Below are 13,056 nucleotides of genomic sequence, written 5' to 3' on the forward strand. Positions count from 1 at the left end.
AAGCAATGGAAACCAGAGCCAACTACGTTATTGTCGGCATCTTCACGCTGGTGGCGATCCTGGCGGCGTTCGGCTTCGTCTATTGGACGGCGGCGATCGGCGACAAGGGCGAGACCACATTGTTGCGCGTGCGTATCCCGGGTTCGGCTTCCGGGCTTGGCCGCGGCAGCTTCGTGCTGTTCAACGGCGTCAAGGTCGGCGACGTCAGGCGCGTCTATATCGATGTCGACAATCCGACGGTCGCCATCGCCGACACCGAGATCGACCGCATGACGCCGATCACCAAATCGACGCAGGCCGATATCGGCCTGGCGGGCCTGACCGGACAGGCCAATATCGAACTCAAAGGCGCCGACCCCAAGGAAGTAAAACTTCTCGACCAGGCCGAAAAGGAAGGCAAGGTCGCCGAGATCGTGGCCAACCCGTCGGCGGTGACCAATCTTTTGCAGACGGCGCAGAACATCTTCACGCGCGCCGACACGGTGCTGACGCAGCTGGAAGGGTTCACCAAGGATGTGCGCGGGCCGCTGACGCAGACCGTGCAGAACGTGCAGACGTTCTCCGACGCGCTGGCCAGGAATTCCGACGGCGTCGACAAGTTCCTGTCCGCAGTCAGCGCGCTGTCCGATGAGCTGAAGGGCGTCTCGGGCAAGCTCGACGGCACGCTGAAGGCGGCCGAAGGGCTGCTCAATGCCGTCGACAAGGACAAGATCAAGAGCATCGTCGCCAATGTCGACACGGTGACCGGCAATCTCAAGGAAACCTCCAAACAGCTCGATGGCGTGATCAGGAACGTCGATACGGCGGTCGGGTCGGTCAACGATTTCGCCAAGCAGACGCAAGGTACGCTGGCCAAGGTCGACGGCGTGCTCGACGGCATCGATCCGGCACAGGTGCGCACGGCTCTGGCCAACATCCAGAAGGCAAGCGAAAGCGCCGACAAGGCCGCGTCGGACATCGCCAAGGTGACCGGCAAATTCGCGAACCGGGCGGACGACATAGACGAGACGATCAAGGATGCGAGGCAACTCGCGCAGCGGCTCAACGACGCCTCGGTGCGCGTCGACGGCATCCTGGCCAAAGTCGACAAGCTGCTCGGCTCGGGCCAGGCGGACGGCGTGATGGCGGATGCCAGGGACACGTTGCGATCGTTCAAGCAGGTCGCCGATACGCTGAATTCGCGGCTTGGCGTCATCACCGACAATATAGCCCGGTTCTCCGGCCAGGGCCTTTCGAATGTCGAGGCGCTGGTTCAGGACAGCCGCCGTTCGATCAGCCGCATCGAAGAGGCGGTTACCGACCTCAGCCGCAATCCGCAACGCATCCTGTCGGGCGGCGAGGGCGAGGTTCGGCAGTATGATGGCAGGGCGCGGCGTTGACTTCGGTCTCGGCTCGCCCCAGAAACAGTGTCTGCATCCGCGGGTTGTTTTTACAATCCAGGGATAGCGAGGCCGGGGACAGCAGGGATCGCGCGTGAAGTCGACGATTGTGTTCAGATCGGGCGTGGCCTTGCTTGCCTTGACCCTTGCCGGTTGTGCCGCGCTGCCGGGCGGCGGGCCTGCGCCGCTTGACACTTTCGAACTGTCGGCGCCGTCGGTCGAGGCGCATGGCCACAGCCGCCGCCAGATCCTGATCGCGCAGCCGTCCGCGCTCAAGGCGCTGGACAGCCAGAACATCGTCATAAAACCGTCCCCACGCTCGATCCAGTACCTCAAGGGCGCGCAATGGGCGGACCGGTTGCCGCTGATCGTGCAGGCACGGCTGGCGGAGACGTTCCAGCGCTCCGGCAGCTTCGCCGGCGTGGGCAAACCGGGCGAGGGGCTGGCGATCGACTACCAGGTCATCGTCGAGATCCGTTCGTTCGAAGTCCGCGTCGACGGCGGCGATCATGCCGAGGTCGACCTGTTCGTGCGCATCCTTAACGATCGCAATGGCGAGGTGCGTGCGTCCAAGAGCTTTACGGCGTCAGCGCCCGTCTCGGGCAGCGGCAACCAAGGCTATGTCGGCGCGCTCGATGCTGCGTTCGGCGATGCGGCCAAACAGATCGTGCGCTGGACCGATTCGGCGATCTGAGCGGCGATGCCGGGCGGGCGCCAGCCACCAGGCTACAAGCGGTCAAAGACGTCCGGCCGCAGCTTTCCAGTCCTCATCAGGTGCTGCAGGGTGTAGGTTACGGACAGCGCGTCATCGAGCGCATCGTGTCCCTGCAATGGCGGGTGTTGAACGCCATAATAGTCGGCAAGCTTGTTGCTCGGCGTCCTTGCCAGGTCCTCGATCGGCATGCCGGCCGCGATGAGCAGCTTTACGGCATTGTCAAAACGGGCGGCCGGGATGGAAGCGGGGATGCCTGCGATATAGCAGCTGATGGCCATCATGTTCAGTTCGTCCTTGCCCCAGGACCAGAATCGGGCCCTACCCGAGAAACGATCGACGTCAACCAGGGCTTGTCCTAGCGCTGCCCCCTCGATCTCCAGCTTTTCTTCTGTGATGCCGGTCAGTTCGGTGAAGAAAGGGTCGAGCGCGTATCTCCTGCCAAACCGGTTGATCGGTCTGACATAGGCCTTGTGCGTGCCCAGGATGGGAAAATTCTCTTCGAGCCCAAGCCTGACCGCGCCGATCTGCGCGATGACCGGATCGGGATCGTGGGCCGCGCACCAGAATCGACGTTGCGAGCCCTCAACGCAAAGAAACTCGCAGTCGAATATGATTGCCGTCTTCACAGGTCAGGATCCAGTTCCGGATGCGACTACCACCCTTCCAAGCCAAAAGGCGGGAGACAAGTCCCCCGCCTTTTTTCATTGGCTGTCTGCCGCTGCCTAGTGCAGGCGGCCGCTGGCGTGAGCCAGCATGGTGTAGACCTTGCCGGTATCCGATGTCAGGTAGGTCTGCGCCATGATGTTGTCCCGGTCGTTGCGCGACACATCCTTCAGCAGCTTCTCGAAATCATCGCAATAGCGGTCGACGGCGGCGCGGAACTCTGCCTCCGTCTGGTACTTGCGACGGATCTCGTCGAACGTCTGCTGGCCCTTCAGCGTATAGAGCCGCCGCGTGAACACGTCACGCTCGCCGCGCCGGTACCGGTTCCATAGTTCGATCGACGCATCGTGGTCGATGGCCCGTGCGATATCGACGGACAACGAGTTCAGCGATTCCACGACGTGAAGCGGTGAGCGCTGGGCAGGGGCGGCGCGCGGTGCGTCGGCGGGTGCTGCCGGCTTGGCTTCGTCCTCGCGTGATGCCCCGCTCAGGAGATCGCGCACCCAGCCGCCTTGTTGCGTGCGGGCGCCGGCGTCGGAACGCGGGCGCGGCGCCGTGTCGGCAGGGCGCTCCAGGTCAAGCGTGCCGCGTAGCGCCGTGCCGCCCGACGGCGCCTGCGGCGCGCGAAGTTCCGGCTGTGGCGCGGGAGCGCGGCGCGGCGGCTCTGCCGCGCGCGGCGCGGCCGGGGCTTGCGGAGCCGGGCGCAAATTGCGCGATTCCGAGGGCTCTCCACCACTGCGGCCGGACTTCGCAACGATGTCCGAAAGCTCCTTCAGGGCGTTGATCTGCTCGGAAACCGCGCGGCGGATGGCCGAGGTCGATTCCTTGGCCTCTTCCGGCATCTCGATGACGCCTTTCTTGAGCTCGGCGCGGGTGAGGTCGAGCTCGCTCTTGATCGAGCTCGCGGTGCGCCGCATCTCCTCGGTGGCGTCGGCGAAGCGCTTGGTGGCCGAATCGACGACGTCGGTGATGGCGTTGCGGATCTTGTCGGCCGATTCCAGTGTCTTGCCTTCGGCGTTCTGCAGCGTCTGACCGACCAGATTCTCGAACGAACGCATGACCTTTTCGAGATCTTCCGACTTCTTGACCAGGCCGACGGCGAGATCCTCGAGCGAAGACTGCCTTTCGAGCGTGTGTTCGAGATTGCTCTGGGCCGAGCTCAGGAGGTCCGAAGCACCGGCGAGCAGGCGGCTGTGTTCATCGAACTTGGTGGCGATCGACGCGACCTCGCGCAAGGTCGACGACGACAGTTCCGTCAGCCTTGTCGTGTTCGAATCGACCAGCCTTGCCGAGCTGGCGAAGGTCTGCGCCGCTTTCTCGGTGGTTGCCGCGAAGCTTTGCGTGCTGCCGGTCAGGCGTTCGTCGACCTGGCCGAGATTGAGCGCGGCCTGTTCGATCAACTGACCGAGCTGCGCGCTCGACGTGGTCATGCGGCCAATGAGGTCGGCGACGCTGTCGGACAGCGACGAGCGGGCACCTTCGACCGCCGAAAGGGTCTCGGCGGTGCGGCTGGCGAGCGCGTTGACGAGGGCTGCGTTTTCGCTGCGCAGCTTCTCGGCGGCACGTTCGGTGACCTCTTCCATGCTCTTTTGCAGTTCCGAGCCGCCCTGGGCGAAACGCTCGACCAGAGGCCGCGCGGTCTCGTCGAGGATCTTCGACATCTCCGCCGACCGTGCCGCGAGCATGGTGTTGAGCTCGCGGGTGTTGGCGCCGATCGTCTTGGCGGCGTCGTTGGTGCTCTGGCCGATATGCTGGCCGACCGCGGTGAAGGTCTCCGCGATGACATTGGCGCGCGACACGAGTTGCGCCTCGGCGCTCGACACCTGCTCGTTGAGCTTCTGGCCCATCGTCTCGGCGGTATGGGCCAGCCGGTTCTCGACGCTGGCGATCTGCTCTTCGACGCGGGCAGCAGCCGTTGCGGCGGTGGATGCGAGCCGCTCGTCGGCGCCGGCGAGCGCCTGCTCGATTTCACGGGCATGCGCGGCCAGTTCCTGGCCGGTCTGGCGCGCACGGTCGGCGACCCTCTGCTCTGTGCTGGTGAAGGCGCCGACGATGCTCTGCGCATGTTCGCCGATGGTCGAGGTGCTGGTGGCGATGCGTGACACGAGACGTTGATCGGCATCGTCGAAGATGCGGGCGATTTCGGAGGCGCGGCCTGACAGCGCTTCCGAACCTTCGGCGATGCGCGAGACCAAGTGCTGGTCGGCGGCATCGAAGATGCGGCCGAGATCCGCTGCACGCGCGGCAAGAGCTTCGGCCGATTCGCCGATGCGCATGCCGAGCCGCTGATCGGCGCCTTCGAAATTGCGCAGGATATCGCCGGCGCGCGCGGCCAGCGACTGTGCCGTTTCGACGGCCCGGGCAACCAGCTTCTGGTCAGCCGCGTCGAAGGTGCCGGCAATTTCGCTCACCCGAGCCGCCAACTGATCGGCGGTTTCCTGGGCGCGGGCGGCCAGCTTCTGGTCGGCCGCGTCGAACGTGCCGGCGATTTCGCTTGCACGGGCGGCAAGCTGATCGGCGGTTTCATGGGCTCGCGCCAGCAAGGAACTGGACGCATCGTCCGCGCGGGCAAGCAAGGCGCTCGACGTGTCTTCCGCACGGGCGTGGAGACGGCGATCCGCCTCCTCGAAGGTGCGGGCGATGTCTTCGGCCCGAGCCAGCAGGGCGGCCGAGGTCTGCTCGGCGCGCTCGGCGATCTTGCGATCCGCATCGGAGAAGGCGAGGCCCGCCTGCTCGTGCAGGACGCTGGTGACTTCCAGGACTTTCTCGCGCAAGGCGCCGGCCACGAAGACGGCGCTCTTCTCGAGCACGTTGCGCACATTGTCGACGCCTGTCGACAGCGCACGCTCCATGGTGCCCGCACGCTCCTCGATGATGCCGGTCTGGCGACTGAACGCCTGCTCGATCTTGTCCACGTCGGCGGCGATCGCAGCGGAGATGTCGGTGCTCCTCGCCGCGATCTGGTCGATGTGACCCGACAGCGAACGATCGATATCCTTGCGGGTCTCGGCGAGCCTGCCGAGATCGTCTTCCAGCGCGCGGCTCAGCACGTCGCGGCCTTCGGCCAGCTTGCCGACATGTCCGGCGATGATGCCGTCGAGATCGCCACGGCTCTCCGACAGCTTCTGCAAATCAGCCTCCAGCGCGCGCTTGAGGATGTCGCGGCCTTCGGCCAGCTTCTCGACCTGGCCGGCGACAAGGCCGTCGATGCTCGAGCGGCTTTCGGCCAGCTTGGCGAGATCGTCCTCGAGCGCCTTGGACAGCACCGAACGCTCCTGGACAAGTCGCTCGGAGTGGCTGTTGACCAGTCCGTTGACGTTTTCGAGATCGTCTTCGAGTGCCTTCGACAGCGCCGAACGGTCCTGGACAAGCCTTTCCGAGTGGCTGTTGACGAGGCTGTTGACGCTTTCGAGGTCGGCTTCGAGCGCCCGGGCGAATTGTCCCCGATCTTCGATCAGTTTCTGGGACTGGTCGGCGACGGTGCTCTTGATCGTATTGAGATCGGCTTCCAGCGCACGGCGCAGGATGTCGCGGCCTTCGGCCAGCTTCTCGACCTGGCCGGCCACCAGCCCGTCGATGCTTGAGCGGCTTTCGGCCAGCTTGGCGAGGTCCTCCTCAAGCGCTTTCGACAAGGTCGAACGGTCCTGGACCAGCTTGTTCATGTGGTCGGCAATGACGCTGTTCACATTCTGCAAGTCGGCCTCGAGAACCCGCGACAACTGCCCACGGTCCTCGGCCAGCCTTTCGGACTGGCTCGATATGACACCCTTGATCGCGTTGAGGTCGGATTCCAGCGCCCGCCTGAGAATATCGCGGCCTTCGGCCAGTTTCTCGACCTGACCGGCGACCAGACCGTCGATGCTCGAGCGGCTCTCGGCGAGCTTGGCAAGGTCGGCTTCAAGGGTCTGCGACAGCAGGCTGCGATCTTCGGCCAGGCGGCCCGAATGATCTTCGATCAGCCCGCGTATGCTGGATAGATCGTCCTCCAGCGAACGGCCAAGCTGCGAACGGTCTTCCACCAGTTTCGCCGAATGCGCCTCGATGAGGTCCTTGATGCCGGCGATGTCGTTCTCCAGCGCCTTGGCGAGTACCGCGCGGCCCTCGGCGATCTTCTCGACCTGACCGGCGACAAGGCCATCGATGTCGGCGCGCGTGTCCACGAGCTTGCCGAGGTCGGCTTCGAGCGCTCGCGAGAGAATGCTGCGGCCCTCGGCCAGTTTGCCAACATGTCCAGCAACCATTTCGTCAATGATTGTACGGGCTTGCACCAACTTTCCGGAGTCTTCGTTGAGAGCTTGGGAGAGCCGGTTGCGACCTTCTTCCAGCCTTTCGAGGTGGCTGCCGAGCGAAGCGTCGATGGCAGCGCGCGATTCGTTGACCTTGCGCAGATCTTCTTCGAGAGCGCGCGCGATCAGGCTGCGGCCCTCGGCCAGCTTCTGCACCTGGTCGGTCACCGCGGCATCGATACCAGCACGGCTCTCGGCGAACTTGGCCAGGTCGGCCTGCATCGCGGCCGCCATGCGCTCGCGGCTCTCGGAAAGGCTGCGGCTGTGATTTTCGACCGCTTCCTCTATGCCCACGCGGGCATCGGCAAGCCGCTGGATATCGGCATCGAACGAGCGCGAGACGACGTGGCGCGCCGCTTCCATGCGTCCGGCGAAATCGCTGGCGCGCGCTTCGAGCATGGACGAGGTCGACGTGACGATATCGGCCATGTCGGCGCCGATCTGGGTCTTGCCCTGGTCGATCATCGCCGTCAGCGTGTCCTTGCTCTCGGCGAAGGTGTGGGCGATCTCGCGCGCGCGTTCGACTAGCGTTTCGTTGATCTGCCGGGCGCGAGCTTCGAGCGCTGCGTTGAGCTTCTGCGTGCCGGTGTCGAGGGCCTCGGCACGGGTCTGGAACTCGCTGATCAGCGCTTGGCCGCGCTCGGCGAGTGTGCGCTCGATGCCGTTGAGGCTGGCCTCGAATTCCGAATTGAGTGTGCGCGCGGCGCCCCCAAGCAACGACACCATGCCGTTGGTTCGATCGTCGAGCAGGTCGGTCAGCGACCGGGTCAGGCCGTCTGTCGTGTCCGTCAGCTTGGCGATGCGCGTGTCGAGCAGGCTGGCGAAAGCCTCGCCGGAAGTCGAAAGCTTGTCGGTTATGGTGTCGAGCCGGCCTTCCACCGAATCGAAGATCGACAGCGAGCTTTCGTTGATGCGGTCGATAAGCGTGTCGCCGGAATTGGTGATGGTCATCGACAGTTTGGTCGATGCATTGAGAATGCTGTCGCGGATGAGGTCGCTGGCAGCGCCGATTTCGTCCTTGAGGGTGTCGTGCGCGCCGGCGATCGAGGCGCGAACCCGCTCCGCATGGCTGACGACCGCCTCGCGCTCGCTGCCGAGCCCGTCGACGAGCGAGCGGATGCGGGTTTCGTTTTCCGAATAGGAGCGCTCGATCTGGTTGACCTCGCTGTGGACCAGCGTTTCCAGTTCGACGGCGCGGGCCAGCGTGCGTTCGATGCCTTCGCCCATGGCGGCCACCTCGCGGCGGACGGCCTGGCCGATCATCATGACGCGATCCTGGGCCATGTTTTCCGGCTCGGTGAGGCGGAAGGCCACTTCCGTCATCGACTGGGCGGCGATGCGCATGTCCTGGGCGCGGCGAATCATGGCGGCGAAGGCCCAGAACAGGATGACCGGCACGATGGCCGCGACAGCAAGGCCGATCAGCTCGGGACGGGCAAAGAACTGGTCGAGCGTGCGGATCCTCCAGATGCTCGGCCCGAAGAGGAGGTTGGCCAATCCGCCCGCGCCGGCGATCCAGGCCAGCGAAACGAAGGCGATGACCCAGTAGATCGTGTTCGAGGCGCGCCGGTTGAGGCTGTGCAGAAGCGTCTTATAGTCCTTCTGGCGATCGTCATTGGCCGGCGAGAAGCCGGCGGGCTGACCGCCATTGCGTGTTTCGACGGGGCGCAGTTCGGCGGATCTGGTCTTTGGCGCGGGATTCGCGGCCTGGGCTTGGTTCACGACGGGTGCCTGCGTCTGATTGCGTCCCTCGCGCGCCAATTCGTCGGCGGCCTGGGATATCTGCGCTTCCAGATCTTCCATCGAGGCCGCGATATCGAGGTCGCCGCTGCCGGTGTCGCCGCCGAGGTCGAGATCGAGTGCCTTCTCGAGTTCCCTGGCCACATCGTTGTCCAGAGATCTGGTCGTCGTTGTTTTCTTCGCCATGCCTTCGCTACCCTGTACTAGCTGCCGCGGGCTTATGATTCTGGTTGTCGCACCCACGCGCAGGAGGCTGAAAATGGACCCCTCGTATCGTAATGACACAGGGGGGTAAAGAAAACATGCATTCCGCGGGATACGTAAAACTTTAAATATAAGGTTAACGGAAGCGTGATTCCGACGCCGCTTTCGCAACATTTTTCCCGGCCATTCATTAACCCGTTGTCCATTGGATTCGCCTAGTTTTTCAGGCGGCCGAAGAAGCGGAGTACGAGTTCATGCGTGGCGAAAGCGGCATTGCCTTCTCAATGCCCGGGGGCGATGTATCGGGAACGAGGCGGTCCCGACCGGTCGATTTGGCACACCTTGCGCGGCAGACGATGGGCGACCGCAGCCTCGAACAGGAGGTGCTGGCGCTCTTTGTACAACAGGCGCTGTCGGTGCGCGACAGGATAGTCGATGCAGACATCAAGGACCGGCTGCTCCTGGCGCACGGCCTGAAGGGCTCGGCGCGCGGCGTCGGAGCCTTCGCCATTGCCGATTGCGCCACCGAGATAGAACGGCAGCCGGAAGACAGCCAGACGCTTACGCGACTGGGCAAGCTGATCGACGAAGTGCGCGATTTCATCGCCGCCATCAACCGCTAGACCGGTTTGCAGAAAAACGTCACCGTGCGGCGCTTTCTCGCCGCAGTTGACTTGTGTGCCCGAGTGATTATCTCGGCGGAAACTCCCTCAGGTGACAAATGACCAAACTGACCTTCATTGCCCATGACGGCACACATTTCGACGTGGATGCCGAGAACGGCTCGACGGTCATGGAAAACGCCATCCGCAATGCCGTGCCGGGTATCGAAGCGGAGTGCGGCGGCGCCTGCGCCTGTGCAACCTGCCATGTCTATGTCGACGAGGCCTGGACGGCGGAAGTCGGCGAGCCGGAAGCGATGGAAGAGGACATGCTAGACTTCGCCTACGACGTCCAGCCGAATTCGCGGCTGTCGTGCCAGATCAAGGTGCGCGACGCGCTCGACGGACTGGTGGTTCGGGTGCCCGAGCGCCAAGGCTAAAAGCCGATTTTGCCCAAGGCAATGAATCCGGTAGGGGGCTCCTTAGGGGCCTTCGCCGGCTGTTGATGGCGCCTTGAATGGAAAACCCGCCTGTGCGGCGGGCTCTGGCGCAACTCAACACCATAACCGAATATCTACCATAGCTGCCTTCACCCAGTCAAGAAAAAATTCCTATCGTGAGAAGCTGCCTGCCGTGAAAAGCTGGCGGGGCTGCCGGACTTGCGGTCGTCAAGCCTTGTAACCCGAGTTCGGAGCCCTGATTTTTGCCGCTACCGCTTGGCAGCAAGCCGGTGGTCATGCAGTCTCACGCCAATCCAGCAGCGAGGCGCGCATCATGACCGGCATCACCAGGACAGACGTACTCATTGTCGGGGCAGGGCCGGTCGGCCTGTTCGCCGTGTTCGAGCTCGGCCTGTTCGACATGAAGTGCCACCTGATCGACATTCTCGACCGGCCGGGCGGCCAATGCGCGGAACTCTATCCGGAAAAGCCGATCTATGACATTCCCGGCTGGCCTTCGATCTCGGCGCAAGGCCTGGTCGACAAGCTGCTCGAGCAGATCGCGCCGTTCAAGCCCGATTTCACCTACAATCGCATGGTCTCCAGCCTGGAGAGACTGGAGGACGGCGGCTTTCGCGTGACCACCGACGAGAATGAGGTGTTCGAGGCCAAGGTGGTGGTGATCGCCGCCGGCGGCGGCTCCTTCCAGCCAAAACGCCCGCCCATCCCGGGCATCGAGCCCTATCAGGGCAAGAGCGTCTTCTATTCGGTGCGCCGGATGGAAGATTTTCGCGGCCACGACCTCGTTATCGTTGGCGGCGGCGATTCGGCGCTGGACTGGACGCTCAATTTACAGCCTGTGGCAAAAAGCGTGACGCTGGTCCACCGGCGCCCGGAGTTCCGCGCCGCGCCCGACAGCGTCAACAAGATGTACGCCATGCAGGAGATGAAGCAACTGGATTTCCAGGTCGGGCAAGTGACCGGCTTGACCGGCGCCGACGGCCAATTGTCGTCCGCCCTGATCAAGGGGCCGGACGGCGACATCGAAGTTCCTTGCACGCGGATGCTGCCCTTCTTCGGCCTGACCATGAAGCTCGGACCGATCGCGGATTGGGGGATCAATCTTCACGAGAACCTGATTCCGGTCGACACCGAGAAGTTCCAGACGTCGGTCCCGGGCATCTTCGCGGTCGGCGACATCAATTGGTATCCAGGCAAGCTGAAGCTCATCCTGTCGGGCTTTCACGAGGTCGCGCTGATGGCCCAGGCCGCCAAGCGTATCGTCAGCCCGGGCGAACGCATCGTTTTCCAGTACACGACCTCCTCCTCCAGCCTGCAGAAGAAGCTCGGCGTGGTGGAGGCCTCCTGACGCGTATCGCTTCACTCCGCCAGCACGGGGGCCTCAGGATGGCCGCGCAGCGGTTTTTCCGGCATCAGGCTTAGCGTCAGCAGCGCCATGATCAACATCACCACGGCGGCGACGAAGATCAACCCGAAGGCGGCAGCTTCAGCACCGACGCCGGTCGCCTGCGCGCCTTCGCCCGCCAGCGGCAGCCCGTTGCCCAGGGCGACCGCACCGAGGATAGCAACGCCGAGCGCGCTGCCCAGCGAGCGCAGGAACGTCAGCACGCCGGTGGCGACGCCGAGGTGCCTGGGGTCGACGGCGTTCTGAACAGACACCGTGGCCACCGGAAAGGTGGTTCCGCTGCCCAGCCCGACGCACGTCGTCAGGATCTCGACAACCAGCAGCGAGGCGTGCCCCGCCACCAGGCTGAGGACGCCGAGGCATAGAACGGCGAAGCCCAATCCGACCATGGCGATCCGCTTGTAATGGACGAAACGCGGAATGGTGCGCCCGCTGAATGTCGCGCCCGCCACCGTGCCAAGCATCAGCCCCAGGAGGGCGGTGCCGGATTCGCTCGCCGACAGGCCGATGACCGACTGGAGATAGACCGGCAGGTAGACAGACAGGCCGATATTGGCCGCCTGCAGAAGGAACATGGAGAGCGTGCCGGCAAGGACGATCGGGTTGCTCAGTACCTCGAGCGAAATCAGCGGCTCGGTTGTGCGCAGCAGCCGCAGCGCAAAGGCGCTCCACAAGACCAAGGAACTGGCGACCAGCCCGAGGATCGCCGTCGAGAGCCAGGGATATTCGCTGCCACCCCAGTTCAGCGCCAGAAGCAGCAGGGCCGTGGCGGCGACGAGAAGCAGCGCGCCGAGCCCGTCTATGCGGTGCCGCCTTGCCGCGACCGGCAGCTTGCGCAGCGGCTTGTTGATGATGGCCATGGCCACGATGCCGAGCGGAATGTTGATCCAGAAGATCAGCGACCAATGGAGATGTTCGGCGAACGTGCCGCCGAGCAACGGCCCGGCGATGCTGGCGACCGCCCAGGTGCCCGAGATCCAGGCCGCGTAACGTGCCCGTTCGCGTGGCGGCACGAGGTCGCCGATGACGGTCTGCGCCAGGGCGAAAAGCCCGCCGCCGCCGGCGCCCTGGATCGCGCGGCCGATCACCAGCACGAACATGTTGGGCGCCATTGCGCTGACCAGCGAGCCGGCGAGGAAGATGAGGATCGCGCCATAGACGGTCGGCCGGCGGCCGTAGACGTCGGAGATCTTGCCGTAGAGCGGCGCCATGGCGGTTGCGGTCAGGAGATATCCGGTCACGATCCAGGGCAGGTACTCGGCGTGGCCGAGCGCTCGCGCGATGGTCGGCATGGCCGGCGCCACAATGGTCTGGTCAAGTGCTGCCAGCAGCATCGACAGGAGAACGCCGCCGATAATGGCGTTCTTTTCGCTTTCCGTCAGCGGCGCGCTCGCGGCCGCCACGGCCTGCTTGTCGACAGCCTGGTCCATAGTCTTTCGTCCATATGCTTGCGCGCCGTCCGGTGCACCGGCTGGGCTTGCCGGGTTGCATGCGCGGCGCGATCGGTCGTGATGCTCGTGATTGAAAGGTCGTGCCCTTGCCAACCCCTGATATGTCGTCCCGTATAGGCCGATTTCGACCGTTGCCCGAAAATTTTTCGA

Annotated in this window: 8 protein-coding genes; 5 read left to right on the forward strand and 3 right to left on the reverse strand. The window is 64.2% G+C overall.

The genetic code is table 11. The features are described 5' to 3' along the window. The first annotated feature begins 5 nt into the window (after positions 1–5). Together FJ964_RS00280 and FJ964_RS00285 are read left to right on the forward strand one after the other, a co-directional pair. On the forward strand, positions 6–1,379 hold the full coding sequence (locus tag FJ964_RS00280; protein WP_140498920.1) for an MlaD family protein: 1,374 nt from the start codon (positions 6–8) through the stop codon (positions 1,377–1,379). A 94-nt stretch (positions 1,380–1,473) separates the two neighbouring features. Then, positions 1,474–2,073 (forward strand): ABC-type transport auxiliary lipoprotein family protein, encoded by a 600-nt coding sequence (locus FJ964_RS00285; RefSeq protein ID WP_224624716.1) that lies wholly within the window; start codon positions 1,474–1,476, stop codon positions 2,071–2,073. Positions 2,074–2,105: 32 nt separating this feature from the next. Here the strand turns inward: FJ964_RS00285 and FJ964_RS00290 are convergent, their stop codons facing one another. Continuing rightward, positions 2,106–2,720, reverse strand: a complete 615-nt coding sequence (locus FJ964_RS00290) for a 3'-5' exonuclease (RefSeq protein WP_140548183.1) — start codon at positions 2,718–2,720, stop codon at positions 2,106–2,108. 96 nt (positions 2,721–2,816) lie between these two features. Then, on the reverse strand, positions 2,817–8,969 hold the full coding sequence (locus tag FJ964_RS00295; RefSeq protein WP_140548185.1) for a kinesin: 6,153 nt from the start codon (positions 8,967–8,969) through the stop codon (positions 2,817–2,819). Between the two features lie 272 nt (positions 8,970–9,241). Here FJ964_RS00295 and FJ964_RS00300 point away from each other — a divergent pair, with 272 nt between their 5' ends. From FJ964_RS00300 to FJ964_RS00310, 3 genes are all read left to right on the forward strand, one after another. Continuing rightward, complete coding sequence (locus FJ964_RS00300; protein ID WP_140548187.1) at positions 9,242–9,610, forward strand: Hpt domain-containing protein; 369 nt, start codon at positions 9,242–9,244, stop codon at positions 9,608–9,610. Between the two features lie 98 nt (positions 9,611–9,708). Continuing rightward, positions 9,709–10,029: a 2Fe-2S iron-sulfur cluster-binding protein gene (locus tag FJ964_RS00305; protein WP_137931040.1), complete on the forward strand. Its 321-nt coding sequence runs from the start codon at positions 9,709–9,711 to the stop codon at positions 10,027–10,029. 334 nt (positions 10,030–10,363) lie between these two features. Then, positions 10,364–11,398 (forward strand): NAD(P)/FAD-dependent oxidoreductase, encoded by a 1,035-nt coding sequence (locus FJ964_RS00310; protein WP_140548189.1) that lies wholly within the window; start codon positions 10,364–10,366, stop codon positions 11,396–11,398. 11 nt (positions 11,399–11,409) lie between these two features. Here FJ964_RS00310 and FJ964_RS00315 read toward each other — a convergent pair whose 3' ends face one another. Next, a complete protein-coding gene (locus tag FJ964_RS00315; RefSeq protein ID WP_140548191.1) occupies positions 11,410–12,885 on the reverse strand; it encodes an MDR family MFS transporter in 1,476 nt (491 codons plus the stop codon). Positions 12,886–13,056: the final 171 nt, after the last annotated feature.

This window comes from Mesorhizobium sp. B2-3-2, from assembly GCF_006442295.1.
Taxonomy (GTDB): Bacteria; Pseudomonadota; Alphaproteobacteria; order Rhizobiales; family Rhizobiaceae; genus Mesorhizobium.

Bases quoted from the DNA above. Each gene is read 5' to 3' on its own strand.
- FJ964_RS00280 (WP_140498920.1), top strand. From the start codon at position 6: ATGGAAACCAGAGCCAACTACGTTATTGTCGGCATCTTCACGCTGGTG.
- FJ964_RS00295 (WP_140548185.1), bottom strand. From the start codon at position 8,969: ATGGCGAAGAAAACAACGACGACCAGATCTCTGGACAACGATGTGGCC.
- FJ964_RS00300 (WP_140548187.1), top strand. From the start codon at position 9,242: ATGCGTGGCGAAAGCGGCATTGCCTTCTCAATGCCCGGGGGCGATGTA.
- FJ964_RS00305 (WP_137931040.1), top strand. From the start codon at position 9,709: ATGACCAAACTGACCTTCATTGCCCATGACGGCACACATTTCGACGTG.
- FJ964_RS00310 (WP_140548189.1), top strand. From the start codon at position 10,364: ATGACCGGCATCACCAGGACAGACGTACTCATTGTCGGGGCAGGGCCG.
- FJ964_RS00315 (WP_140548191.1), bottom strand. From the start codon at position 12,885: ATGGACCAGGCTGTCGACAAGCAGGCCGTGGCGGCCGCGAGCGCGCCG.